Below are 25,144 nucleotides of genomic sequence, written 5' to 3' on the forward strand. Positions count from 1 at the left end.
AGAGCGATCGCGCCTTGTCGGCGCCGGAGCATCGCTTATCATTATGTCAGGGCGCCCCGCAAGGCAAGGCCCGATAGATCGTGAGTTCACGAAGACCCGCACGTTATGGCCAAAGAATAAAGGCGCGCCGTAAGCTTGCTATTTCGAGAGTGAATTTGTTGCATCCGCCATTAGACCCGGGACCCATCAATTTGGCGCGTCTGGCGCGCGATCGCGTGCTTCTTTCCAAGGCGCGCCCACGAGCGTGCGGGTGGGGAAGGGAATGGTAATGGCGTTGGCGTCGAAGCCTTCCTTGATGGCCTTGGTCAAGGCGAATTTAAGCGCCCAGAAATCGTCTTTCGAGGTCCATACGCGGATGACGATGTTGACCGAGCTTTCTCCCAATTCGAATACCGCGACCAGGGGCTCCGGTTCCTTATGAATGCGTTCGTCCCGGGCAATGATGTCTTTGATGACCCCCATGGCCTTGTCGATGTTGTCGCCGTAGGAAACTCCGATCAACAAATCGACACGGCGGGTGGGGTTGGTGGAAAAATTGCTCAGGGCGCTGCCCCATACTTGGCTGTTGGGAAGAATAACGCGGATATTGTCCACGGTGGCCATCATGGTGAAAAACAGATTGAGTTCGTTGACGGTGCCCGACTTGCCCGCGACATCGATGAAATCGCCGACCTTGAAGGGGCGGAAGATCAGCAGCATGACTCCCGCCGCGACATTGCTGAGGGTGCCTTGCAAGGCGAGGCCGACGGCCAAACCCGCGGCGCCCAGGACGGTAAGCAGGCTGGCCGTTTGAACGCCGAACTGGCTGAGAACGGCAAGGGCGGTGAAGGTGATGATCGTGTATTGCACGATCGAGGAAAAAAACGTGACCAGGGTTTCGTCGATCCGCTTGGTCCGGCGCAGGGCCGCCTGGGTGATATGCGCCCCCCTGCGGGCGATCCACAGCCCCAAGATCAGGATGACGATCGCGCCCAGGACGTTCAGCCCGTATTGGGTCATCAGTTGCACGATTTGCTCGATCGCCTTTTGGGCGCCGTTAACGATATATTCCGCCTGACCGTTCATGAATTTTTCCGTTCGTGAATTTCGTAAATAATGTCGTCGCGCCCATGGTGCGTTCGAACCCACGGTGCATTCGAAGCTGGGGTATGGACACCATGAAAGGACCGCTCGTTTATGGCAATAGGATATCTGCCGGGGGCGGAGTCTCGTCCAGGTCCGCGGGCCTAACGAAGCGTGTTAAGCGGCTTGGCGCGACTCCGATATTGCGCCAGGAGGCTCCCTCGACCGTGATTATGGACAAGGCCGCCGTCGGATATTTACGCCGGACCTTTTCGACCTCTTGGGCGTCGGATCCGGGGCCGCACAGGCGGCGCACCAGATTTTCCATTCCCGGGTTATGGGCGATCAGCAGAGCGTTCTCGCAAACGGGCGGTGTTTCGCGCAGCACCTCGATCATGACTTCCGGCGTACTTAGATATAGTCGGTCGTGATAAACGACAGGCGGCGTGCGGTTCCCCTCACCGAAAGTTTCCATAGGGATGGCGTGCAGCCCCGTGACGACGCCGTCCCAGGTCTGGCGCGCCCGTGCGGCGGTCGAACAGTGGACGAATTGCGGTGTCCATCCCCGTGTCGCCATCAGGCGCCCGATCGAGGACGCCGCGCGCCGTCCGCGTGGGCTTAAGGCGCGACCGAAATCGTCGCCGTCATGATGGCGAGTATCGGATTTGGCGTGGCGAAGCAAGTATAGGGTTTTCACGATCGTTCCCGGTTCTTGCGGCCTTTATTTGTCGTTCGGCAATAGTATACTGATTGCGAGAGATCGCCAATAACCAAGAGAACAGCGGTTGGGAGGATCACGTCGTGAGCCGGGATATCACGCGGGCGGACTTTCTTAGGGGAGGGTTCCTTCGCCCCAACCGCAAGGCGCGCCGGACGCAAGGTCCCCGCCCCCCTTGGGCGCTCGATGGCGACGCCTTTGCGGCGCGATGCACCCGGTGTAAAGTTTGCGTGACGGCTTGCCCCGAGGGCATCTTGGTGATGGCGGAAGGGCAAAAAGACCCGGATGTCGCCCGGCGCGACGCGCCTTCGGTCGATTTTCCGCCTTCGGTCGATTTTCTCCGGGGTGCATGCACATTTTGCGCACGCTGCGTCGGTGTTTGCGAACCGAGGGCGTTGTCGCGTTTCAGCGCCGAAACACCGCCCCGGATCCGCGAGCCCTGGCGAATCAAGGCGCAGATATCGAATCGCTGTCTGGCGATGCGTGGGACCACGTGCCGGGTTTGCGCCGACCCGTGCCCGACCCGCGCGATCACCTTCAAATCTCACACCGCAGGACACGTTTTTCCGGAAATTGACACTTGTCAATGCACGGGATGCGGGGCCTGCTACGCTCCATGTCCAGTGAACGCGATCTCGATTTCATAACGCGTTATTCAATTCTCGAAATTGAAACCCGTGAGAGAGGTTTGCGTGCGGAGTGGGAGGAACGCTCCGCGGCTGGGCAATGGGGAGCCGAACCATGAGTGTCTCGGGATTGGTTGTCTTTACACACCTCGACGGGGCCGCGATCGTGGCCGACGCGTTGCGCGCCATCGACGGCGTCGAGGTTCATTCTCCAGGCGAGGGCGGGCGCATCGTCGTGACCGTGGATCAGCCTGATGACGGGCGCGCCGTTCAGGCCATGAACAGTATTCGGGATGTGGAGGGTGTGATCTCCACATCCCTTATTTATTGCCACTTCGATAATTTTCAGGGCGATCAGGAGGACAGTCGATGAGTGTTTCAAGGCGTGATTTCATCAAGGCCAACGCGGCGGCTGCGGCTGCGGCTGCGGCGGGCGTTAGCCTTCCGGTCACCACTCTGGCCCAGGTGGGCAAAGAAAACGATATCCGCTGGGACAAGGGGGTTTGTCGGTTTTGCGGCACCGGGTGCGGTGTCTTGATCGGCACCAAGGACGGCAAGATCGTCGCCACCCAGGGCGACCCCGAGGCCCCGGTGAACAAGGGCCTGAACTGCATCAAGGGATATTTCCTGTCCAAGATCATGTACGGGAAAGACCGCCTGACCAAGCCCCTGCTGCGCAAGAAAAACGGGAAATTCGACAAAAACGGTGCGTTTGCCGAAGTGTCGTGGGACGAAGCCTTCGACGTCATGGCCGAAAAATGGAAAGAGGCCCTGAAGAAAAAAGGCCCGACCTCGGTCGGCATGTTCGGATCGGGCCAGTGGACGATCTGGGAAGGCTATGCCGCCTCCAAGCTGATCAAGGCCGGATTCCGTTCCAACAACCTCGACCCCAACGCGCGCCACTGCATGGCCTCGGCGGTCGGCGCGTTTATGCGCGCCTTCGGCATCGACGAGCCGATGGGCTGCTACGACGATCTGGAGCACGCCGACGCGTTCGTCCTGTGGGGAGCGAACATGGCCGAGATGCATCCCATTTTGTGGTCGCGCCTGACCGACACGCGCCTGACCAAACCCGGCTGCGAAGTTCACGTGCTGTCCACTTTCGAGCATCGCTGCTTCGAATTGGCCGACAATCCCATCGTTTTCACGCCGCAGACCGACTTGGCGATCCTCAATTACATCGCCAACTACATCATCCAGCATAAGGCCTACAATCAGGAATTCATCGACAACCATACCCACTTCACGAAGACCCCAACCGACATCGGTTATGGCCTGCGCCCGGATAATCCCCTGGAAAAGAAGGCGAAAAATCCGGGAAAGGGAGCATTGACAAAAATTTCCTTCGACGACTACGCCCGGTCCGTTTCCGAATACACCCTGGAAAAGGTCAGCGCCCTGTCCGGGGTGCCGGCGGAAAATTTGGAACGACTGGCCAAGTTGTACGCCGATCCCAACAAGAAGATCACCTCGTACTGGACCATGGGGTTCAACCAACACACCCGGGGGGTGTGGGTGAACGGGCTGATTTATAACGTGCATCTGCTGATGGGGAAAATTTCCGAACCGGGCAACGGCCCGTTCTCGTTGACCGGCCAACCCTCGGCGTGCGGAACCGCGCGCGAGGTCGGCACCTTCGCTCATCGCTTGCCCGCCGATTTGGTGGTGATGAACAAAAAACACCGCGACGCGGCGGAGCGCATTTGGAAGCTGCCCGAAGGCACGATCAATCCCAAGCCGGGGTACCATGCGGTGCTGCAAAACCGGATGCTGAAAGACGGCAAGCTCAACGCCTATTGGGTGATGTGCAACAACAATATGCAGGCCGGGGCGAATATGAACGAGGAAACGTTCCCCGGCTATCGCAACCCCGAAAACTTCATCATCGTGTCCGACCCCTATCCGACGGTCACTGCGCTGGCCGGCGATTTAATTTTACCGACCGCGATGTGGATGGAAAAAGAGGGGGCTTACGGCAACGCCGAAAGACGCACCCAATTCTGGCGTCAGCAGGTCAAGCCGGCCCCGGGGGTGAAGTCCGATTTATGGCAACTGATGGAATTTTCCAAACGCTTTAAGGTCGAGGAAGTCTGGCCCGAGGATTTGGTCGCGAAAAAACCGCAATACCGGGGCAAGACCTTGTACGACGTCTTGTTCCAGAACGGCCAGGTCGATGCCTTCCCGCTGTCGCAGACCTACGCCGGGTTCGATAACGACGAGTCCCACGATTTCGGCTACTATGTACAGAAGGGCCTGTTCGAGGAATATCGCAAATTCCAATATGACGGCCCCAAGATCGGCCACGAGCAGGCGCCGTTCGATATGTACCACAAAGCGCGCGGTTTGCGTTGGCCGGTAATCGACGGTAAGGAAACCCTATGGCGGTTCCGCGAGGGGTACGATCCCCACGTGGCGAAGGGCAAGGGGATCGATTTTTACGGCAAGCCGGACGGGCGGGCGAACATCATCTTCGCGCCTTACGAGCCGCCCGCCGAAAGCCCGGACAAGGATTACGACCTGTGGTTGAGTACCGGGCGTGTCCTCGAACATTGGCATTCGGGGTCGATGACCCGGCGGGTCCCCGAACTGTACCGCGCCTTCCCCAACGCCCAGGTTTTCATGCATCCGGACGACGCCAAGGCGCGTGGGTTGCGCCGGGGTCAGGAAGTGATGGTCCGAACCCGTCGCGGCGAGATGAAATCGCGCGTCGAAACCCGGGGACGCAATCGCCCACCGCGGGGACTGGTGTTCATTCCCTGGTTCGACGCCAGTCAGCTTGTCAATAAATTAACATTGGACGCCACCGATCCGCTTTCCAAGGAAACGGATTACAAAAAGTGCGCCTGCCGGGTTGAAAAGGCGTAATTGGCGAAGGTGAACGGTCGTGGATACCCCCTCCGCACGAACCCCGTCTCCTCCACCCGCGCCTCCACCGGTGCGCGGGCAGGGCGCGCGGCGTCGGTTTCTGGTGAAAATCGCCAGGGCCGCCGCCGGCGCCGGGGTGTTCGCGCTGGCGCTGGATCTGTTCAGCCGTGACGCCCACGGCCTCCCCGCCGTGGCCCTGCGTCCGCCGGGGGCGGGCGACGAAGGGGCGTTTCTCGCCGCCTGCGTGCGCTGCGGCCTGTGCGTGCGCGATTGCCCGTACCCGACCCTGGGGCTGGCCCGTTTTGGCGAGGAAGTCCCCGTCGGCACGCCTTATTTCATCGCCCGGCGCGCGCCGTGCGAAATGTGCGAGGACATTCCCTGCGTCAAGGCTTGCCCGACGGCGGCGCTCGACCCTGAATTAACGCACATCGACGCCGCGCGGATGGGACTCGCGGTGCTGACCGATCACGAAACCTGCCTGAATTTCCAGGGCTTGCGCTGCGACGTCTGTTTTCGGGTCTGTCCCTTGATGGACAAGGCGATCACCTTGGAGATGTTGCACAATCCGCGCACCGGTAAACACGCCATGTTCATCCCCACCGTTCATAGCGAGGCCTGTACCGGATGCGGCAAATGCGAGCGCGCTTGCGTGTTGGAGCGCGCCGCGATCCGCGTCTTGCCGCGCCATTTGGTGAAGGGCGAGATCGGCGATCATTACCGCCTCGGATGGGTCGAGGAAAAACGCCATGGCGGCCCTCTGGTGCCCGGCCTGATCGACCTTCCCGACCGTATGCCCGCGTCACCCTCGCCGGGAGGACGGCCATGACCGCGATACGCGCACGTGGGCAATACGATGCCCCGCCGCCCCGCCGCCGCCCCTGGTTGCGTCGGCACAAATGGTTGTTGTTGCGACGGGCGTCGCAGTTTGGCGTCATCGCGCTGTTTTTGGCCGGCCCGATGTATGGGGTGTGGATCGTCAAGGGATCGTTGATCTCGAGCAAAACCATGGGCGTCCTGCCCCTCAGCGATCCGTACGTCGCCTTGCAATCGCTCGCCGCGGGCCACCTTCTGGCGAGCACTACCCTGATTGGGGCGGCGATTGTTTTGGGATTTTACATGCTTGTCGGCGGGCGGGCCTACTGCGCCTTCGTCTGCCCGATGAACATTGTTACCGACGCCGCGCGCTGGCTGTCCAAACGGTTGCAACTACCAAAGGGATGGACGCCCCCCGCCGAAACGCGTTTTTGGCTTTTGGGGGCGACACTGCTCGCCGCCGTCTTCGCCGCCCTGCCGGCGTGGGAACTGATCAACCCGGTGACGGTTCTTAGCCGTAGTCTGCTGTTCGGCTTCGGTTACGCCTGGACGGTGGTTTTTGCAATTTTCGTTTTCGATTTTCTAATCTCAAGACGTGGTTGGTGCGGTCGCCTATGCCCGATGGGTGCGTTTTATGGCGTGCTTGGCGCGGGCGCGTTGCTGCGCGTCGCCGCAAAAGAACGGGAACGGTGCGACGATTGTATGGATTGCTTTGCCGTTTGTCCCGAGCCGCAGGTTATCGCGCCGGCGTTGCGCGGCACGCAAAAGGACGCTTCAAGACGGATCCTTTCCGGTGTTTGCACCAACTGCGGGCGTTGCATCGATGTTTGCGAAAAAGAAGTTTTCGCTTTTTCATGGCGTCTTGCCGCCGTGCGCCCGACAGGACCCGGCGTCTTCAACACGAGGGAAGGGGCGCGTGAGGCGGGATATTCCCATGTCGAGACAACGGAAGGACGAAAGCCATGATGAACCGATTTTTGGAAGGGAGATGGGTCATGAGAATGATGCTTAAGGCCGCGGTGATTGTCGGCGGCGGCGTGTTTGGCGTTCTTGCCATTGCGAGCGACGGCGTCGCGCAAGATCCGGGCGTTCAGTCCTTGCGCGGTCCGGTGGGGATCGAGGATACCGCGCCGGCCGAGGATTTGAAGCAACAAAACGTCGATGCGCGATTCCAAAGAGCGTATCGCCAGCAACCACCGTTGATCCCACACAAGATCGACAACTATCAAATCAATCTGAAGGTCAATCAATGCCTGCGTTGCCATGATTGGCCTTATAACGCCCAGGAGGGCGCCCCCAAGGTCAGTGAAACCCATTACCACGATCGCAACGGGGTCGCCCTGGACAAGGTCAGCCGCGCCCGGTGGTTCTGCACCCAGTGCCATGTTCCCCAGGAACGCGCGCGCGCCTTGGTCGGCAACACGTTCCATTCCGCGTTCGATACCAAATGAAAGATCGTTTCGCCGCGCGTGGGCGCGGCTCCGGTGAAGGGGATCAGCGATGAACGACGAAAAATCGGAGAACTTGAAAAAAGAAGGCGGATGGTTTCGCCGGTCGTGGAGGGCGCTGCGCCGGCCGAGCGCGCGCTACACGCTGGGGGGAATACTGGTTGTCGGGTTCATTTCCGGAATTGTCTTTTGGGGCGGTTTCAACTGGTCCATGGAATTGACCAATAGCGAGGCTTTTTGCGTCTCGTGTCACGAAATGAAAGATAACGTCTACCAGGAATACCGTAGGACGATCCACTACTCCAACCGAACCGGCGTGCGCGCGACGTGCCCCGATTGCCATGTTCCAAAGACCTGGATACATAAGGTGGCGCGAAAAATCCGCGCCTCCAATGAATTGTTTCATCACATTTTAGGCACCGTGGATACGCGGGAAAAATTCGAGGCCAAACGCTTGGAATTGGCGACCAATGTGTGGCGCACCATGAAGGCGACAAATTCGCGCGAATGCCGCAACTGCCACAACATGGCCTATATGGATTTCACGACCCAGGAAAAACGTTCGCGCACCCGTCATCAACAGGCGCTCGACGAAGGCAAAACGTGCATCGATTGTCACAAGGGGATCGCCCACCAATTGCCCGCGGGAGCGTTTAAGGCCGAGCGAACACTCAATGGAGGCGGGCAATAATTTCCGTTATGGCGAAATTCTCACGGATATGGCGGAAGGGCGCCCCAAGGTTTTCACCGTGACGCCGGGCGCGCTGTGCTCAATGGGGGGCGTCTCGTTCCGTCCTATGCCCGTCACGAGACGGCGCGTCGCGCTCTTTGGGATGGATTCGTGAAGCCGGGGCGTTGTTAGAGTATCTGCCACAAGGAGGATGCCATGACAGCCCGAGTCCGTGCGTGGATGAAAAAACCCAAAAAACGGAACGCGCATTGCGTGTGTTGGGGGATTGTCCTCGTCGCCATCGGGGCAATTTCCCTCGGGGTTTTTCGGGCCGCTCCGTCCGCCGCCGCGGATGTTGCCGTGGGCGTGGTGCGTGAGGTGCGGCTTGATGTTTTCGGCACGCCGCCCCTACGCCGCAAGGTCGCGATGGTTCCCGATGATCAGGTCTATCGGGGCGAAGTCTTGGAAACCGGCGCGCGCGCATTCTTGCGGGTGCTGCTGAAGGATGATACCCACTTGACGTTAGGGGCGAACTCGGCGTTGGTCGTCGATGATCTGGTCTTCGATCCGGTGCGCAAGGGTGGCCGTCTCACCTTGAATTTATTCGAGGGGGCTTTTCATTATGTGTCGGGAAAACTTCCCAAGCAGGCAATCCGCATTGAAACATCCAGCGCCACCATCGGTATTCGTGGCACTGAATTGATTATTCGCGTCGCCCGCAATGGCGCGACGACCGTGGGTGTCATCCACGGTCGGGCGTTTATCCGTTCGCGTGAAAGTGGCGCCGTTCAGGAGTTGAAAACGGGAACTTCCTCCACCGTCTCGGCGGGGGGCTTTGAAGGCCGTCCGCTAAAGGGGATCGAACTGACCAATGACGAGGGGGTCGATGGCTACGTTTCCGGGGTCGCCCATTGGCGTGAGGAACAAAAACAGCCCTTGGACGGCCTTGAGGGCGACCGGCTTGGAGACGTCCAGGAGGCGGTCCACGATGAGGGCGTGCACGCAGAAGGCGATGGCGCCGGCGGCTCGGATTTGTTGGGTGCGCGCCAGGAAGGCGATCGTGGGGAACTTTCCGGCGCAGAGACCCGGATCGACAGGGCGGACCTCCAAGAAGGCGATCGTGCGTCTTCCGAACAGGGAATGGGCGGCGGGGATGTCTCCGGCGGCGAAGGCGATCAGGGCGGCGGCGATCGGAGCCCGGAACGCGATTCGGCGCAGAGCCGGGAAAGCGCCCACGATACGGGGGGCGGATCGGATGGAACGTCATCAAACGATCACGGGGAACGCGATTGAGCCGTCCTTCCGGCGGGTGCGCGGCTTTCCGTGTGGCGTAAAAAAAAACCTCTCGCCGGGGGGAGGCGTGAGGTAGTTCGGAGGGGTAGGGGGGAACCCCAAAAGTCCGACTTATAAGGTCGGTTATAACGTGGGTTAATCGTCAATTAGGCGGCCATGTGGCGCTTTTTTGCGTCTCGGGCGGCGCGGGCCTCCTCGGGATTGTAGGCTTTCCCGGACCACATCATTTCATAGGCGACCTCTTCGTTACCGTTTTCGCACAACTCAAGAACCTCATTGAACAACGGTTGAAAGGTTTCGCTTTGGTGCGACTTTTCGTGCTCCTCGAAGGAACTCCAAAAAGTCACAATCAGGGCTTCGCGGTCCTTCAACGGGCTTTCGACGGCTTTTCCTATCGTGCTGCCTTCGTTGGAAATAACGCCACTGTTCAGCATCACAAAACCGCCGTGAAAACCGGTCTCGGAGTGATATGTCTTCACGTTTTCGCACAAAAGCGCGACGCGTTCTTGAAGATCGTCAACGTCGAACTCGGGCTTTAAAATGACGCGGTTCACGGTGACAATGCCCTCAGCGGGGAAATTGGGAATAAAACCGCTCATCGGTATTCTCCTTATTCTACATTCCTGAGCGCACGACGACCCAGCGTCTTCGGGTGTTCATGCGTAAACTCTAATGTTTGCTATGTACAATATGGTATACCTTAGTAAAATAGTCAAGATATAGGACGTAAAAAATGTCCGCGGGAATTTTTCACCCCGCGGACACGCCGTTGAAATAACCTATGCAAGCAGGGTGGCGATAATCTTGATCATGATCGCCGCGCCGATTCCGGCGACCCACATCGCGGGGGTCGGGCCGCTTGTAAAAACGCGGCTTTGCGCCTTCACTCGGGACTGATCGCCTCGCTGAGGATAAACGGGAGTGTGACGGGACATGGGGCGCCCTTTCTTTGTTGTTGCTTTTAAGGTGTAGGTTTTTTCATGTTGAGCGAGAAGATCGCCCTATTCGACGGAACGCATCATCGCCTGGTATGCCAGCGCCGCCTGCTCGACCGTTATTCCGGCGTTTTTGGCCGTGGACAAAAGCATTTGTTCGGTAGGCACATCGGGCATCAGAACCAAGCCGGAACGTCCAAGGGAATCCAAAAGCGCGAGCGACTTAAACAGGGCGCCGCCCCGGGTTTGAATGGCTGTATCCCAGTGATTGTCGTTATTGGCGGGGTAGTGTGCGGTGGCCATGATTGGCTCCTTTTTGTTATACAGGTGTTATTTTTTTTGCAAGCAATGAGCGTGCCACACCCTGGTTTTTATCATCTTTGTTTGTATGTGGGTCTTTCGACGGGGTTTTCAAAAAAAAAGCGCTTATTTTATGAAAGGTTGTCTGAAATTCCTTTTTTGAACCCCAAGGCAATCCCCCTTCATGGCCTCGGCGCCCGCTTTGGTGTACAATCATATGCATTTTGCAAAGCATTTTTCCGATAGCGCCTTTTGCGAAATGCGCATGACCTTTTAAGGTGGCTGTTCTTCGCAGCCGTGAACTGATAGATTTCGCGGATGGCTCAAGAATATATTTTTCATATTTGCCGACGGGATGAGTGGACGCAGGCGAGAGCGCAAGGCGTTTATGGTGGGTCCAGTCAGGATCGCGAGGATGGCTTCATTCATTTTTCGACGGCGTCCCAGGTCCAACAAAGCGCCGCCAAGCATCGGGCGGGACAAAGGGGACTTGTCCTCTTGACGGTGGACCCGGGCGCTTTGGGGGATGCCTTGCGCTGGGAGCTTTCCAGGGATAACCGTTTGTTCCCCCACTTATACGGTGCGTTAGCGCCGTCGGCGGTGATGCGCACCGATGATCTTCCCCTGGATGAAAACAGCGGACAGCATGTCTTTCCGACAAGCTTTTCGGCGCCGCACGTGTAAGGGGGAAGACCGCCACCATGGATTTTTATAAACTCGTGTGGCCCTTGATTCGCCCGATGGATCCCGAACGCGCGCACGCCTTGGCGTTGCGCGCACTGGAAACGGGGATGATCGGAGGTCCCGCGCCCTATGTGGATGAGATCTTGCATCAACGGCTTTGGGGCATGGACTTTCCCAATCCCATTGGTCTCGCCGCCGGGTTCGATAAGAACGCCAAGGTTTATCGGGAAATGCTGAAACTGGGTTTTGGCTTTGTCGAGGTCGGCTCGGTCACGCCGCTGGCCCAGTCGGGCAATCCGAGACCGCGTCTGTTCCGCCTGGAAAGCGACCGCGCGGTGATCAACCGGATGGGGTTTAACAATGAAGGCATGGAGGCCGTCGCCGCGCGCCTCGAAGGACGCACGCGCGCCCGAGACGGTGGGGGTATCGTCGGCGTCAACTTGGGTAAAAATAAAAGCACGGTCAACGCGCTTAATGATTACGTGCTAGGGACGCGTCGCTTCACGCCCCTGGCCGATTATCTGGTGGTTAACGTTTCCTCGCCCAATACGCCGGGCCTGCGCGCCCTGCAGGGGCGCGGCGAATTGCTGCGCCTGCTTGGCGCGGTGATGGAAAACCGCGCCGAGGTCGGCGGCGACGCCCCGCCGCCCCTGTTGTTGAAAATCGCCCCCGATCTGACCGACGAGGACAAGGCCGACATCGCCGCCGTCGCCCTGGAAACCGGGATCGACGGCCTGATCGTCTCCAACACCACGATTTGCCGACCATCCAGCCTGACCGACCCGCAGAAACGCGAAACCGGGGGTCTTTCCGGGCGGCCTTTGTTTGCGGAATCGACCCGCGTTCTGGGTGAAATGTACCGTCTGACCGACGGCAAACTGCCGTTGATCGGTGTCGGTGGGGTCGAGGACGGGGGTGGGGCCTACGCCAAGATCCGCGCCGGTGCGTCGTTGGTCCAGCTCTATAGCGCGATGGTTTACGAAGGCCCGTTGCTGGCGAATAAGCTCAACCGCAACCTCGCCGCCTGCTTGCGCCGCGACGGTTTTGAGAGCATCCAAGCCGCCATCGGAGCGGATCATCGCTAAGGAGACCTCGCGGAAAGACGTCGCGGAAAGACGTTAGGGCCGCTTTTTCTTGTGTTCCATGCCGGGCTGATTTTTCCGTCCATATAGCTTTGCATGTGGATCGGCCCCACCGACGAGTGACACACCGCCGGAAGGAATATACCGCCTGCGCCTGCGCGCATGCGCCCCGGCGCGGATTGCGCCGCCTTGGAGCGGTGAAATTGTTTCCCCCTGGGCGGGGAGGTGGCAAAAATTCACCTCGTGCGCGTCAGGCGCAAAGTTTCTCCAACGTCCTCACGGCATTGTCGAGTTCACGGGCGAGCGGGTCGTCGCCCCGCGCCATGAAGGCCTTGGCGAGGCCGCGATAGTACCAAAGTTGCTCTTCTTTTCCGGCGTTAAAGCGTTTCCACAGGGCCTCGCCATGCCGGCGGTAATCTCTGTCGATGGTGTGGATATTGTGCAGTTTGTCGGCCAGAGATACCAGGCGCGCCGAGGGTGATTTGCGCGCGATGGTGTCGATGTAGGCCTGTTTGCGCTCCCGCCATGGCGGTTTGGGGGTCACATCGGTATCCGAACAGGACGCCACGATGTCGGCGACGTCGTCGCCGAAACGTTCGCGTATCCGCACGAGGACGGGCGCGCCGCCCTGATCCTCCACGGCATCGTGGAGGAGGGCGGCGATGGCCTCGTTTTCGTCACCGCCATTTTCCAGGACAATCGCGGCGACGGCCATCAGGTGAGACAGATAGGGAATGTCGGTGCCCTTGCGTTTCTGATCGCCATGAAGTCGCGCGGCCATGGATAGGGCATCTTCGAATTTTTCAGTGAGTTCCATTATTTTCTGCACTCCCTTCATATTCGGTTGCAACGACTTCGGGGTGGGCGGTGGCCACGCAAGCCGCCGACAGGGCGGGGCGGGGCTATGGATAGGGACCGTCATCTTTTAATAGGTTCCGACCCCAAAGGCCATCGCCAACGACAGTACCAAGAATGCCGTCACGAACACACCAATAAGAGCGAGGAGGTCAAGGAGCGCTCTGGCTATTTTGAGGCTATTTTGACGCCCCTCAGCGCAGCAGCAGCACGGGGACCTGGGCGTCGCGAATGACGGCGGTGGTGGTGCTGCCGACGAAAAAGCGGCGCACAACGGAATGGCCGTAAGCGCCCATGATCAGCATGTCGATGTCGTGCCGGGCGCGATAATCGCACAGCGTCTGTTCGACCTCGCCGGGGATCAGGGCGGTGGGCGTGTCGAAGCCCGCCGCTTGCAATGTCGCTCGCGCCCAATCCAGGTGTTCGCGGTTGGCCGCGTTATCGTCGCCGACCATGACCACGTGGCAAGGCAGGCCGCGCAGCAGGGGGCTGGCGGCGACGGTTTCGATCCCCTTGCGGGTGGCGGAACTGCGGTCGAAGGCCAACATCACCCGGCGCGGCGTCTTGAACACGGCGGGAGTAATCAGCGTCGGGCGATGCTGGGTGCGCACCACGTTCTCCAGGCGGCTGCCGATGTGATCGCCCAGGTGTTCGTCATGCTTGCCCAGCACCAAAAGGCGAATGTCGTCGGCGATATCGGCCAGGGTCTCCAGTAGACTGCCATGGCGCTGCCGACTGGTGGGGGCGGGGACGCCGTCGGCGATCGCGCGTTCGCGGGCCGCTTTCAGCATGTTTTTGCCTTGCTCCAGGGCGATCTTGCCGCGTTTTTCGTCCAGGGCGGCCAGTTCGTGCAAAAGGGTCTCGCGGCTGCCCAGGCCGATGTTGCCGCTCAGGTCGCTGGCGGCGGGGTACAGGGCTTTTTCCAACACGTGCAAAAATTGCAACGGCGCGTCCAGACGCAGGCTGGCCCAGGCGGCGTAATCGCACACGGCGGTCGATACGTTGGTGCCGTCGATACAGGCGATGACTTGGCTCATCATTATGTTCCTTAACGTCGGATCGAAGTTTTAGTGCCCCATCAATTTATCTATGGCGTCGGGCTTGTCGTGAACGGCGAAGCGATCGACGATGGTGGCGCTCGCCGCGTTCATGCCCAGAAGTTCGACCACGGTCCCCTCGCGGCGAAACTTCAAGACCACCTTGTCCAGCGCCGAGACGGCGGTGATGTCCCAAAAATGCGCGTTGCACAGGTCGATGACAACCTTGTCCAGCGCCTCCTTGAAATCGAAAAACTCGATGAACTTGTCGGCCGAGGCGAAAAATACCTGGCCGACCACGCGATAGGTGCGCACCGCGCCGTCGTCGCTTAGTTCCGAGGAAACGTACTTAAACCGGGCGACCTTGTTGGCGAAGAACAGCGCCGCCAGCAGCACGCCGACGAAAACGCCGTACGCCAGATTGTGCGTGGCGACGACGACGACGACCGTGGCGATCATCACGATGTTGGTGCCCAGGGGGTGTTTCTTTAGATTGCGCAGGGACTCCCAACTGAACGTGCCGATCGACACCATGATCATCACGGCGACCAGCGCCGCCATCGGAATGCGCGCCACCCAACGGTCCAAAAAGACCACCATGATCAACAGGAATATCCCCGCCGCCAGGGTGGAAAGGCGCGCCCGCCCGCCCGATTTGACGTTGATCACCGACTGGCCGATCATCGCGCACCCGGCCATGCCGCCCAGAAATCCAGTGGCGATGTTGGCCGCGCCCTGGCCCTTGCACTCGCGGTTTTTATCGCTTGGGGTGTCGGTCAGGTCGTCGACGATGGTCGCCGTCATCAAGGATTCCAAAAGACCCACCGCCGCCAGCGATATGGCGTAAGGGAAGATGATCGTCAGGGTCTCGAAATTCAGCGGCACCGCGGGCCATAGGAAGAACGGCAGGGTGTCGGGCAGCTTGCCCATGTCCCCCACGGTAGGAATGTGCAGACCCAGTCCTAAGGAAATCGCGGTGAGGGCGATAATCGTCACCAGCGGCGAGGGGATCGCCCGGGTAATGTAGGGAAACAGGTAAATGATCCCAAGCCCGCCCGCGGTCATGGCGTAAACGTGCCAAGTCACGCCGGTCAATTGCGGCAATTGGGCCATGAAAATCAAGATCGCCAGGGCGTTGACGAAGCCGGTGACCACCGACCGCGAGACGAAACGCATCAACGATCCCAGCCTCAAATACCCGGCGCCGATCTGCAACACGCCGGTCAGCACGGTGGCCGCCAGAAGATATTGCAGGCCGTGGTCGCGCACCAGGGTCACCATCAACAGCGCCATCGACCCGGTGGCGGCGGAAATCATCCCTGGCCGTCCCCCTAAAAAAGCCGTGACCACGGCGATGCAAAACGATGCGTATAGTCCGATTTTGGGATCGACCCCGGCGATGATGGAAAACGCGATCGCCTCGGGGATCAGCGCCAGCGCGACAACGATCCCGGCCAAAAGATCGCCGCGAATGTTGCCGAACCAGTCGCGCTTTAAAGAAGAGAGCATGCATTTTCCAGAACGAGGGCGCGCCAAAACGCCGCGCGAAACGAGGCGACGGCGAACAAAGGCGCAGATGTAGCCGATATCGCGCCCGAGGTCACCCTATTCCTTGGAACGAACACCAAAACGACGCCTTCAGTTTCAGATGAATAGGTCCTGACCCTAGGGCGCGCCATCTAAGATGCGCCGCCATTCTCCCGCGCTCGCGGTGTAACGCCGATGCTCGTCTGCGTGCTTTGGGGTTTCGGAGGTTAATTTGGCGAAAGACGCCATTACCGGAAGTTGTTTGGCGGCCAGCGCATAAATATCGACGTAGGCTAGGCGCGGAACCAAGGTCGAGAAGCTCAGGATCATGCATCCCCCGTGGGGACGTTGCGCGAGCTTTGTCAAATCCAAACGTAAGCTGGGAATGCTGTCGAGCATCAATTCGGCAAACGGCTTGAGTACATCCGCATCGGCCATGAGTTGCTTGCGTTCAAGCTCGAACGCTTCGCGCGTTACGATTTTTTTGTCGCGATAAACCACGGGAGCGGTGCTTGTGGTGTTACAAGCCCAGTCGGCCTTGGGGATGAGTAGATCGTCCTGGTCGTTCTCCGCGCGGCCGCCCGAAAGCGGCATGGCGCGACATCGCCGAGGTTTGGCGTCATGAACGGCGCACAGGCCATCCTTGCGCAACGCGGGGCACGGCATGTCCGGGGGCACATAGGATATCGGCTCGATCCGGACGGCGGCGCGTTTGCGGTTCTTGAGCTTGATGGTTAGGCCCAATTCGACCGCTAGGTCATAGGATTTTCCACCTTGACGCACGGGAGTCCACTGTAAAAACAAAGGAAAGCGGTCGGCGTGGCCCAGCGCGTCATCGATCGATAAGGGAAGCCATCCATAACAACACTTTCCGCAAGCCGTGCATTCGAAACGGCGCTCCATGATCAACCTTTACCTTTGCGTATTATGCGCCACAGCACTTCTTGTATTTTTTCCCCGAGCCGCAGGGGCAGGGGGCGTTACGCCCGACTTTTTCGATCCTTCGCGGTTCGATTTGAGGGTTGATCTTGCCATCGACGTAAACCCACACACCATTTTCGCGGCGGAAGTTGGAGCGTTCGCGGTGCATGTTCAAAACGCCGTCCTGCATGAACCGCGCCCCGAATGTGACAACGCCCTCATCGTCGCCGGCGCCTCCTTCCACCGTTTCCATGATTTCCAGCCCGACCCATTGCATCGTTTCGGCCTGCGCCTGCGCGGCCGATTTGTTGTAGGTCTTTTTAACTTCGGCGGCGTGGGTGTTGGCGACGAAATCGAAATCGCCCACGACGTGCGCGGTGTACCGGGCGCGCATCATCGCTTCGGCCGTTTCGGCCTTTGTGCGCCCGTCCAGGATTGCGCCGCAACAGTCCCTCATGAGGATCCCGGAGCCGCAAGGGCATTTTGTCGTGGTCATCGCAACAGTCTCTTTCGGTTATGGGCGAACGGGTCGCGCCCCAATTTAGCCTCTCACGTGATATCAAACCAGTCGCTTTAGCGCTTGGGTGCAGAGAAGAGGGGCGTTGAGCGAGGTCGCGCCCCCATCGGGCGCAAAAGCTTCGAGCACCCGGTTACGGTAATACTCCCCGAAATTAGATGTGATGGATTCAATTGGTCGATGCAACATACTCTGAACGCCTTATAGATAATGAGGATTACGGTATATGCAAAAGCCACCCCCTATGAACGATCAAAAGAAGGCGGTTATTTGGGATGAATGGGAAAATGGGATTCCCATGATTCAGATTGCCCGAGCCATTGAAAAACCTCCAGCAACGGTATTCTCATATTTACGCTACCACGGCGGGATCCAGCTTCGTCATCGAATACGATCCACGAGGTCTTTATCTTTGGGCGAGCGCGAAGAAATATCGAGAGGCGTGGTGACGGGTCAAAGTATTCGATCGATTGCCAGCTTTCTGGGTCGAAGTGCCTCTACTGTCTGCCGGGAGATCAAGAAGAATGGAGGACGCCTTCGATATAGAGCCGCAGATGCCGATAAGGCCGCTTGGCAACGATCTAAACGGCCAAAGCCATGCCTTCTTGCTAAAAACATCCTCTTAAAAGGACTGGTTACGCGTAAAGTGTCTGAAAATTGGTCACCTGAACAAATATCGGGTTGGCTAAAACTGACATATCCAGACGATGAAAGTTTACGCGTGTCCCCCGAAACAATTTACAAAAGTTTGTTTATACAAACGCGTGGTTTATTTCGAAAGGAAATGCGAAACCACCTGAGAACCAAACGCAAGTTCAGGCATTCTAAAAACCATAAAGTGGCCTCCAGGGGAGCGATTGTTGGCGGTGTTTCGATCAGTGAACGACCGGCCTTAATCGAAGATCGGGCCGTTCCTGGGCATTGGGAAGGCGATCTCATCTGCGGTTCAAAGAACAGTTACATTGCGACGGTTGTGGAACGCCAATCGAGGTTTACAGTCTTGGTGAAAGTCGATGGAAAAGACACGGAGACCGTTGTGACCGCGTTATCGAAGCAAATGAAAAAACTACCGAACCTTTTGAGGCAAAGTCTAACTTGGGATCGGGGCACAGAATTAGCCGCACACCGAAAGTTCTCAATGGCAACGAACATGGACGTATATTTTTGTGATCCAAGCAGCCCTTGGCAGCGAGGAACAAACGAGAATACGAATGGATTGCTGCGGCAATATTTTCCCAAGGGACATTGCTTGTCAGGATATTCACAGCGCGACCTCAATAGAGTTGCTGAAAAACTTAACAGTCGCCCAAGAAAAACATTGGACTTCGAAACGCCAGCTCATAGACTCGACACGGTGTTGCTGTGACCAATTGAATCCATCGCCCCTAAAAAGGGGAGTATTACCATTTGGGCCCTGATGGGCTTGGAATCGAAATATATTTACCGGGTATCCAAAATTAATGTGAGGTGTGTTTCGAGAGTGGGTATTATCCCCACTCTGCCCACCCCAATTCACACAAAACAGTGCCAACACATTGCGTGGCAAACTCAGCATCCTGTTCGCGGACTACTCTTAAATCACGTTTCATCTTTTCTGAGGGTTTGGCGCGAGCATGGAGGCGCCGAACAATATCGGCTGAACTGATCGCAATGACCTTCTCCGGGTATTTGTCTTTGAGGACCGTGATCATTTTTCCAAGATCCTGAGCTTTTTCCGGCGAAGTGTTGAAGAAAGCCAGCAGAATTTGACTGATCGCATCCCTTGCTCGGTCGATCACGGATATCGGAGAGGATCTGTGTACTTCATCCACAAACCCTTCCAGAGATTCCAGAACCGCATTCCGGTGTGAATCTGGGATTTTCTCTTTGTCGAGGTCTGGTAAGACACCCAGGCCCCGTCGTGCTTTCAAAGTGACCAGGTCTTCGCAGGTAGACGTGGCCTCGATATTGATAATCGTCCAGATTGTGAAGCGATCTCCAAATCCCAGACAGACAATCGGTTGCTCGTCTTTTTCATGGAAGTATTTGTGGTAAATCGGGTTGCCTTCGTATGTCAGCAGACTCTCTGGAAATGTTTTGAGTCCTGACCCAATCATATCAGTGACGTGCCACTCTCGGGGTTGAGGGCCTACGTTTTCATAGAACCTTCCGCGCCGGATGCCTGCCACGGGATCGAATGAGTCCTCCCGAAACATAAACTCACCAAATGTCGGCTCATAATCTGATGGGGCTTTGATTGGTCCTTCCGACGGAAAGAGGATTTTCGCTGGCGTTAACACAGGCGCTGGCCATAAGGCACGCCCGTAATAACTTTCGCCCTCATAGACAGCATGATTGTTGCGGTCGATCCCAATTCTCATAATAAGAGTGCCTCCTTGACCGGATCATATACGGCTCAAGGGACATGTAAATTGGCCAGTGAGGAAGGCTCAGAAATTCTGGTACGAAATATGGTACGAAACTCGGCCTAAAACGCCGAAATGCACGCTCTGAGGCAAGCCGTAACGTCTTGATTTTTCAAGAAAGAGAAATGGTGCCGCCGGTAAGAATCGAACTTACGGCCTCACCCTTACCAAGGGTGCGCTCTACCCCTGAGCTACGGCGGCAACGGGTATGTGAAAGCGGCGGCAACATGCCATACCGATTTGAACTTGGCAAGCACCCTTGACGGGAAAAATTTGAATGTCCACCATGTACCCTTTATTCTGGCCCGCCGAGGGCGCTTTAAAGGATACGATGATGACCGCCGAGCCGACGAAGGCCAAGGGGAATGCTCAGGCGTCCCCGCGTTTGTCCAAGGTTGGAGCCGAGCGTAAAAGTGAACGTGACGCCCGCCTGGGCGCGGCATTGCGGGCCAACCTGCGCCGCCGCAAGGGGCGGACCCAGGCGCGCGCCGAACAAAACGCACCATCGCCAAAGGACGATGCCGCCTCCGGTGAGGAATGATGTCGGCGAATGCGTCGTGGGTGGATTCTTACCCGAATTTCCATAAGTTCTTGAGGCTCGCGGGGCGATCCACTAAAACCCCATCAACGATGTCGAGTTAGGCGCTCGGGCCCGCCATCGTCGCCCCGGCGCGTGGCGCACGATGCGCAATTTTTAGAGTCACTAGGATTTTTATGGATAGCATTCACATTCATGGCGGCGTTCCGCTTCACGGCGCGATCGCGATCGGCGGCGCGAAGAACGCCGCTTTACCCCTGATGGCGGCCAGCCTGTTGAGCGCGGAGCCCCTGAACCTGTCCAATCTGCCGCACCTGGCGGATATTTCGACGATGGCCCACCTGTTGAGCGAATTGGGTTGCACGTTGTCGATGAATGGCGACGCCCCGGACGGCGGCCATGCCGGGCGGGTGTTCGCCTTGGATGCATCGTCGGTCGATAAAACCACCGCGCCGTACGACCTGGTGCGCAAGATGCGCGCCTCGATCCTGGTCTTGGGGCCGTTGTTGGCGCGTTTCGGCGAGGCCCGAGTATCGTTGCCGGGAGGCTGCGCCATCGGCACCCGCCCGGTCGATCTGCACCTGAAGGCGCTGACTCAGTTAGGCGCCGAGATCGATCTCCACGAAGGCTATATCGACGCTAGGGCTCCGGGCGGCTTGAAAGGGGCGCACGTGTTGTTTCCCCAGGTCACGGTGGGGGGCACCGAAAATCTGCTGATGGCCGCCTCCCTGGCCGAGGGCGAGACGGTATTGTCCAACGCCGCGCGCGAGCCCGAGGTCGCCGATCTCGCCCGCTGTCTTGTCGCCATGGGGGCGGATATCGAGGGCATCGGCACCGATACCCTGACGATCCGCGGTGCAAAAAGCTTGCACGGGGCGGATCACGCGGTGGTTCCCGATCGCATCGAGACGGGGACCTATGCCGTGGCCGCGGCGATCACCGGCGGCGACGTGGTCTTGAAGGGTGCGCGCGCCGATCTGATCGGGTCGGTAATCGACGTTTTGCGTTTGGCCGGAGCCGAGGTTGACGTGGACGAGGCCGCCGCCCGAATCCGCGTGCGCCGCACCCAGGGTCCGCTCAAAGGTTTCGACGTCATGACCGAACCGTATCCCGGGTTTCCCACCGACATGCAGGCCCAGTTCATGGTCTTGGCGTCGGTCGCCGGGGGAGCGTCGATGATCACCGAAACGATCTTCGAAAACCGCTTCATGCATGTTCCCGAACTGGTCCGCATGGGGGCGAATATCAATGTTCACGGATCGTCGGCGATTGTGCGCGGGGTCGAACGGCTTAGCGCCGCCCCGGTGATGGCGACCGATCTGCGCGCCTCGGTGTCGCTGATTTTGGCAGGTCTGGTGGCCGAAGGGGAGACCGTCGTCAACCGAGTCTATCATCTTGATCGCGGTTACGAACGCCTGGAGGAAAAGTTATCCGCCTGCGGCGCCGTCATCGAACGGATCAAAGGCTGAAAGATGGGCGCTGAGCGCTGGCGTAAAGGGATAAAACCCGGTATGTATGCCGCCAAGCACTGGTGAGCGAGGCAACTGTGAACGATAAAGAAATATTGGTTTTAGCGTTGCCCAAGGGGCGCATCCTGAAAGAAGTGATGCCGTTGGTGCGCGCCGCGGGCATCGAACCGGAAGCCGCTTTCGACGATAAAGACGCGCGTCAACTGCGTTTCGCCACCAACCATCCCCATATCGAAATTATTCGCGTGCGCAGTTTCGACGTCGCCACCTTCGTCGCCTTTGGGGCGGCGCACCTGGGTGTCGCCGGGGGCGATGTGCTGATGGAATTCGACAGTTCGGAAATCTACGCGCCGCTTGATCTGAACATCGGCCACTGTCGGATGTCCATCGCCGAACCGGAGGCTCTGCGCGGCGAGGACGATCCGCGGACGTGGAGTCACGTTCGCGTGGCGACGAAATACCCCGAGATCACCAAGCGCCACTTCGCCAAGCGGGGGGTGCAGGCCGAATGCATTAAACTCAACGGCGCGATGGAACTGGCGCCCACCTTGGGGCTGTGTCAGCGTATCGTCGATCTGGTGTCCTCGGGCGCGACCCTAAGGGCCAACGGCTTGGTGGAAATCGAGAAAATCGCCGAAATCACGTCCAAGCTGGCGGTTAACCGGACGGCGTGGAAAACCCGCCCCGGCGAAATCGGCGGTTGGATCGATCGTTTCAGGGAGGCCGTCAATGCCCATGCGTCTTAACGCCCACGATGCGGCATTCGAGGCCGCCTTCGCCAAAATGCTGGTCTCCAAACGCGAGGATAGTATCGACGTCAATCAGACGGTGGCGGCGATTTTAGCCGATGTGCGCGCGCGCGGCGATGCGGCTGTGCTTGAATACACCGAACGGTTCGATCGCATCGCCCTCAACGCCGAAAGCATGGCGATCGGCAAGGATCAACTGGCGCGCGCCGCCGACGGTATCGATCGGGAAACCTTGGACGCCCTGGTTTTAGCGGCGGACCGCATCAACGCGTTTCACGCCAAGCAGGTTCCGGACGACCTCGATTACGTCGATGATAGCGGCGTTCGCCTGGGCTACCGCTGGACCCCGGTGCATGCCGCCGGGTTGTATGTGCCGGGCGGCACGGCGGCTTATCCGTCATCGGTGTTGATGAACGCCATTCCGGCTAAGGTTGCCGGGGTAGGGCGCCTGGTGATGGTGGTGCCGACCCCGGACGGCGTCGTCAACCCGCTGGTGTTGGCGGCGGCCCACCTTGCCGGAGTGGACGAGGTCTATCGCATCGGTGGCGCGCAGGCGATCGGGGCGCTGGCTTATGGCACTCGGAGCATTGCTCCGGTGGACAAGATTGTGGGGCCGGGCAACGCCTTTGTCGCGGCGGCGAAAAAACAGGTGTTCGGAACCGTGGGCATCGACATGATCGCCGGGCCATCGGAAATCCTGGTGATCGCCGACGGCGACAACGATCCAGACTGGATCGCCGCCGACCTTCTCAGCCAGGCCGAACACGACACCGCCGCCCAGTCTATTTTATTGACCGATGATACCGCCTTTGCCGACGCCGTGGCGCGGGCGGTCGAGAAACGCCTGGAAACCTTGCCCCGGGCGGATATCGCTCGGCAAAGCTGGTGCGATTTCGGTGTCATCATCACGGTGGACGACCTGTTCGCGGCGGGACCGATCATCGATCGCATCGCGGCGGAGCACGTCGAACTGGCGCTCGCCGATCCGGACGCCATGGCGGGCACCTTCACCAATGCCGGGGCGATTTTCATGGGACGCTACACCCCCGAGGCGATCGGCGATTATGTCGGCGGCCCGAACCACGTATTGCCGACCGCCAGAAGCGCGCGGTTTTCTTCGGGACTTGGGGTCTTGGATTTTCTCAAGAGAAGCTCCATTATTGCGTGCGACGCGGCGGGGCTAAATAAAATCGGTCCTTCCGCGGTGCGTTTGGCCAAGGCCGAGGGGTTGGACGCCCACGGTCTTTCCGTCGCACTCAGATTAAACATGCCCAGGACCTGACGAAAACGTTAGGGACGAAACCCGCAAGCGTGGTTCTCGACCGCCGTTTCGGTCTCCTGGCGATGATGAGGAAACGATGGTTCCGATGCCGGATGACGCACACTATATTGCCGGTATCTTCCTCGACGAGCGCTCGGTCATCAGCCGCAGCCCGCAGGTCGAACACGAACGCAAGGTGGCGATTTACGATCTTCTGGAAGCCAACCATTTTAAACCGAAGGGTGATATCGAGGGACCCTATAATTTGCATCTGTCGATCGAAGACAACCGCCTCGCCTTCGATGTGCGCGACCTGCACGATCAGGCGTTGATCCGCTTTACCTTGGCGCTGTCGCCGTTCCGTTCGATCATTCGCGAATACTTCATGGTTTGCGACAGCTACTTTAAGGCTATTAAAAGCGCAAGTCCTTCGCAGATCGAAGCCATCGACATGGGACGACGCGGACTACACAACGATGGCGCCGAACTGCTGCGCGAACGGCTTCAAGGCAAGGTCGAATTAGATCCCAACACGGCGCGCAGGCTGTATACCCTTATTTGCGTCATGCACGTGCGGGTGCGAGATTGATGATGGATCAGCCCAGCGCCGTCTTGTTCGCGTGCACGGCAAATTCGATTCGCTCGCCGATGGCGGAAAGTATTCTCAAAATGCTCCATGGACAGCGCATCTATGTGGATTCGGTCGGTGTGCGCGGGCGTGAAATCGACGGCTTCGCCGTCGCCGTTATGGAAGAGGTCGGCATCGATATCAGCGCTCATGTCTGTAAGACATTTGACCAACTGGAAGATTCGTACTTCGACCTGGTCATTTCGTTGTCGCCCGAGGCCCAGCACAGGGCCGTCGATATGACGCGTGTGATGGCCTGTGAAGTGGAATTTTGGAATACCTTCGATCCTTCCGTGGTCGAGGGAACACGCGAAGCGCGCCTGGAAGCCTTTCGTCAGGTGCGCGACGAGTTGATGGCCCGGATCAAAGAACGCTTTCCCCTCCGGTCAATGGGCGACATTTAATTTATTTTCCCTTATAAGGGGCGAATAACGGACAATTTATGGAAAAAACTTGACCTGAAGGCTGTGGGCGTCCACTTATTTGCGCCAGCCCAGGCAACAACGAGAGTATGATGGCGAAAGAAGAAGTACTAGAATTTTCAGGTGTGGTGACCGAGTTGCTGCCCAACGCCATGTTTCGGGTAATGCTCGAAAATGGCCACGAGATTCTTGCGCATACCGCAGGAAAAATGCGTAAGCACCGTATCCGCGTTTTGGCCGGTGACAAGGTCAGCGTGGAAATGACCCCTTATGACCTGACGAAAGGGCGGATTACCTTCCGCTTCAAGTAATCATGAGC

General features: G+C 58.5%; 29 protein-coding genes and 1 tRNA gene. 18 read left to right on the forward strand and 12 right to left on the reverse strand.

Translation table 11 applies throughout. The annotated features are described in order from the left end of the window. Positions 1 to 186 precede the first annotated feature (186 nt). Positions 187 to 1,065 (reverse strand): mechanosensitive ion channel family protein, encoded by an 879-nt coding sequence (locus P3M64_RS00285; protein WP_132938936.1) that lies wholly within the window; start codon positions 1,063 to 1,065, stop codon positions 187 to 189. A 109-nt stretch (positions 1,066 to 1,174) separates the two neighbouring features. Further along, on the reverse strand, positions 1,175 to 1,759 hold the full coding sequence (locus tag P3M64_RS00290; RefSeq protein ID WP_165886298.1) for a SixA phosphatase family protein: 585 nt from the start codon (positions 1,757 to 1,759) through the stop codon (positions 1,175 to 1,177). A 104-nt stretch (positions 1,760 to 1,863) separates the two neighbouring features. Here P3M64_RS00290 and napF point away from each other — a divergent pair, with 104 nt between their 5' ends. The 8 genes from napF to P3M64_RS00325 all read left to right on the forward strand — a co-directional run bounded on the left by napF (position 1,864) and on the right by P3M64_RS00325 (position 9,495). Beyond that, on the forward strand, positions 1,864 to 2,427 hold the full coding sequence (gene napF / locus P3M64_RS14385; RefSeq protein ID WP_207893156.1) for a ferredoxin-type protein NapF: 564 nt from the start codon (positions 1,864 to 1,866) through the stop codon (positions 2,425 to 2,427). Positions 2,428 to 2,521: 94 nt separating this feature from the next. Further along, positions 2,522 to 2,779 carry a chaperone NapD gene (locus P3M64_RS00295; RefSeq protein ID WP_165886297.1) on the forward strand — a complete coding sequence of 86 codons (258 nt, stop codon included), beginning with the start codon at positions 2,522 to 2,524 and terminating at the stop codon, positions 2,777 to 2,779. After that, the gene (napA, locus tag P3M64_RS00300) at positions 2,776 to 5,271 is read left to right on the forward strand and encodes a nitrate reductase catalytic subunit NapA (RefSeq protein ID WP_132938933.1); all 2,496 of its coding nucleotides are present in this window, start codon (positions 2,776 to 2,778) and stop codon (positions 5,269 to 5,271) included. Before P3M64_RS00295 ends, napA begins: the two co-directional genes overlap by 4 nt. Positions 5,272 to 5,290: 19 nt before the next feature. Then, positions 5,291 to 6,097 (forward strand): ferredoxin-type protein NapG, encoded by an 807-nt coding sequence (gene napG, locus P3M64_RS00305; RefSeq protein ID WP_243644765.1) that lies wholly within the window; start codon positions 5,291 to 5,293, stop codon positions 6,095 to 6,097. After that, on the forward strand, positions 6,094 to 7,050 hold the full coding sequence (gene napH / locus P3M64_RS00310) for a quinol dehydrogenase ferredoxin subunit NapH (RefSeq protein ID WP_132938932.1): 957 nt from the start codon (positions 6,094 to 6,096) through the stop codon (positions 7,048 to 7,050). The genes napG and napH overlap by 4 nt, the downstream gene beginning before the upstream one ends. 29 nt (positions 7,051 to 7,079) lie before the next feature. Next, on the forward strand, positions 7,080 to 7,535 hold the full coding sequence (locus P3M64_RS00315) for a nitrate reductase cytochrome c-type subunit (protein ID WP_243644764.1): 456 nt from the start codon (positions 7,080 to 7,082) through the stop codon (positions 7,533 to 7,535). Between the two features lie 49 nt (positions 7,536 to 7,584). Beyond that, the gene (locus tag P3M64_RS00320) at positions 7,585 to 8,223 is read left to right on the forward strand and encodes a NapC/NirT family cytochrome c (protein WP_132938931.1); all 639 of its coding nucleotides are present in this window, start codon (positions 7,585 to 7,587) and stop codon (positions 8,221 to 8,223) included. A gap of 195 nt (positions 8,224 to 8,418) precedes the next feature. After that, positions 8,419 to 9,495, forward strand: coding sequence for a FecR family protein (locus P3M64_RS00325; protein WP_132938930.1), 1,077 nt, complete (start codon positions 8,419 to 8,421; stop codon positions 9,493 to 9,495). A gap of 146 nt (positions 9,496 to 9,641) precedes the next feature. On the opposite strand, the gene P3M64_RS00330 is transcribed toward P3M64_RS00325, so the two are convergent. The 3 genes from P3M64_RS00330 to P3M64_RS00340 all read right to left on the reverse strand — a co-directional run bounded on the left by P3M64_RS00330 (position 9,642) and on the right by P3M64_RS00340 (position 10,733). Then, a complete protein-coding gene (locus tag P3M64_RS00330; protein ID WP_132938929.1) occupies positions 9,642 to 10,094 on the reverse strand; it encodes a ligand-binding protein SH3 in 453 nt (150 codons plus the stop codon). A gap of 180 nt (positions 10,095 to 10,274) precedes the next feature. Then, positions 10,275 to 10,430: a hypothetical protein gene (locus P3M64_RS00335; protein WP_165886296.1), complete on the reverse strand. Its 156-nt coding sequence runs from the start codon at positions 10,428 to 10,430 to the stop codon at positions 10,275 to 10,277. A gap of 66 nt (positions 10,431 to 10,496) precedes the next feature. Next, positions 10,497 to 10,733, reverse strand: coding sequence for a hypothetical protein (locus tag P3M64_RS00340; protein ID WP_132938928.1), 237 nt, complete (start codon positions 10,731 to 10,733; stop codon positions 10,497 to 10,499). A gap of 315 nt (positions 10,734 to 11,048) precedes the next feature. Here P3M64_RS00340 and P3M64_RS00345 point away from each other — a divergent pair, with 315 nt between their 5' ends. Together P3M64_RS00345 and P3M64_RS00350 are read left to right on the forward strand one after the other, a co-directional pair. After that, a complete protein-coding gene (locus P3M64_RS00345; RefSeq protein WP_132938927.1) occupies positions 11,049 to 11,414 on the forward strand; it encodes a DUF952 domain-containing protein in 366 nt (121 codons plus the stop codon). Positions 11,415 to 11,431: 17 nt separating this feature from the next. Next, a complete protein-coding gene (locus tag P3M64_RS00350; protein WP_132938926.1) occupies positions 11,432 to 12,499 on the forward strand; it encodes a quinone-dependent dihydroorotate dehydrogenase in 1,068 nt (355 codons plus the stop codon). A gap of 247 nt (positions 12,500 to 12,746) precedes the next feature. Here the strand turns inward: P3M64_RS00350 and P3M64_RS00355 are convergent, their stop codons facing one another. The 5 genes from P3M64_RS00355 to P3M64_RS00375 all read right to left on the reverse strand — a co-directional run bounded on the left by P3M64_RS00355 (position 12,747) and on the right by P3M64_RS00375 (position 17,332). Next, entirely contained in the window at positions 12,747 to 13,313 is a 567-nt protein-coding gene (locus tag P3M64_RS00355; RefSeq protein WP_132938925.1) for an HD domain-containing protein, read from the reverse strand. Positions 13,314 to 13,545: 232 nt separating this feature from the next. Further along, the gene (locus P3M64_RS00360; RefSeq protein WP_165886295.1) at positions 13,546 to 14,391 is read right to left on the reverse strand and encodes a universal stress protein; all 846 of its coding nucleotides are present in this window, start codon (positions 14,389 to 14,391) and stop codon (positions 13,546 to 13,548) included. Positions 14,392 to 14,418: 27 nt separating this feature from the next. Beyond that, the gene (locus P3M64_RS00365; protein WP_132938924.1) at positions 14,419 to 15,897 is read right to left on the reverse strand and encodes a SulP family inorganic anion transporter; all 1,479 of its coding nucleotides are present in this window, start codon (positions 15,895 to 15,897) and stop codon (positions 14,419 to 14,421) included. Between the two features lie 156 nt (positions 15,898 to 16,053). Further along, on the reverse strand, positions 16,054 to 16,818 hold the full coding sequence (locus P3M64_RS00370; RefSeq protein WP_132938923.1) for a YkgJ family cysteine cluster protein: 765 nt from the start codon (positions 16,816 to 16,818) through the stop codon (positions 16,054 to 16,056). A gap of 22 nt (positions 16,819 to 16,840) precedes the next feature. Further along, positions 16,841 to 17,332 carry a YchJ family protein gene (locus P3M64_RS00375; protein WP_132938922.1) on the reverse strand — a complete coding sequence of 164 codons (492 nt, stop codon included), beginning with the start codon at positions 17,330 to 17,332 and terminating at the stop codon, positions 16,841 to 16,843. A 247-nt stretch (positions 17,333 to 17,579) separates the two neighbouring features. On the opposite strand from P3M64_RS00375, the gene P3M64_RS00380 reads away from it, so the two are divergent. Beyond that, complete coding sequence (locus P3M64_RS00380) at positions 17,580 to 18,719, forward strand: IS30 family transposase (RefSeq protein ID WP_276157038.1); 1,140 nt, start codon at positions 17,580 to 17,582, stop codon at positions 18,717 to 18,719. A gap of 121 nt (positions 18,720 to 18,840) precedes the next feature. Here the strand turns inward: P3M64_RS00380 and P3M64_RS00385 are convergent, their stop codons facing one another. Next, entirely contained in the window at positions 18,841 to 19,713 is an 873-nt protein-coding gene (locus tag P3M64_RS00385) for a hypothetical protein (RefSeq protein ID WP_132940137.1), read from the reverse strand. A 171-nt stretch (positions 19,714 to 19,884) separates the two neighbouring features. Next, positions 19,885 to 19,959: transfer RNA gene (locus P3M64_RS00390), tRNA-Thr, on the reverse strand. Between the two features lie 76 nt (positions 19,960 to 20,035). Here P3M64_RS00390 and P3M64_RS00395 point away from each other — a divergent pair. The 7 genes from P3M64_RS00395 to infA all read left to right on the forward strand — a co-directional run bounded on the left by P3M64_RS00395 (position 20,036) and on the right by infA (position 25,136). After that, positions 20,036 to 20,299 (forward strand): hypothetical protein, encoded by a 264-nt coding sequence (locus P3M64_RS00395; RefSeq protein ID WP_132940136.1) that lies wholly within the window; start codon positions 20,036 to 20,038, stop codon positions 20,297 to 20,299. A gap of 173 nt (positions 20,300 to 20,472) precedes the next feature. Next, positions 20,473 to 21,765, forward strand: a complete 1,293-nt coding sequence (gene murA / locus P3M64_RS00400; RefSeq protein ID WP_132940135.1) for a UDP-N-acetylglucosamine 1-carboxyvinyltransferase — start codon at positions 20,473 to 20,475, stop codon at positions 21,763 to 21,765. A 137-nt stretch (positions 21,766 to 21,902) separates the two neighbouring features. Further along, on the forward strand, positions 21,903 to 22,511 hold the full coding sequence (gene hisG / locus P3M64_RS00405) for an ATP phosphoribosyltransferase (protein ID WP_407702177.1): 609 nt from the start codon (positions 21,903 to 21,905) through the stop codon (positions 22,509 to 22,511). After that, the gene (gene hisD / locus P3M64_RS00410) at positions 22,495 to 23,796 is read left to right on the forward strand and encodes a histidinol dehydrogenase (protein WP_132940133.1); all 1,302 of its coding nucleotides are present in this window, start codon (positions 22,495 to 22,497) and stop codon (positions 23,794 to 23,796) included. Before hisG ends, hisD begins: the two co-directional genes overlap by 17 nt. Before the next feature lie 85 nt (positions 23,797 to 23,881). Beyond that, a complete protein-coding gene (locus P3M64_RS00415; RefSeq protein WP_243644891.1) occupies positions 23,882 to 24,364 on the forward strand; it encodes a UPF0262 family protein in 483 nt (160 codons plus the stop codon). Further along, positions 24,364 to 24,807, forward strand: coding sequence for an arsenate reductase ArsC (locus P3M64_RS00420; protein WP_132940131.1), 444 nt, complete (start codon positions 24,364 to 24,366; stop codon positions 24,805 to 24,807). The genes P3M64_RS00415 and P3M64_RS00420 overlap by 1 nt, the downstream gene beginning before the upstream one ends. Before the next feature lie 110 nt (positions 24,808 to 24,917). After that, entirely contained in the window at positions 24,918 to 25,136 is a 219-nt protein-coding gene (gene infA / locus P3M64_RS00425; protein WP_132940144.1) for a translation initiation factor IF-1, read from the forward strand. Positions 25,137 to 25,144 lie beyond the last annotated feature (8 nt).

The sequence above is a fragment of the Varunaivibrio sulfuroxidans genome (assembly GCF_029318635.1).
Classification (GTDB): Bacteria; Pseudomonadota; Alphaproteobacteria; order Rhodospirillales; family Magnetovibrionaceae; genus Varunaivibrio; species Varunaivibrio sulfuroxidans.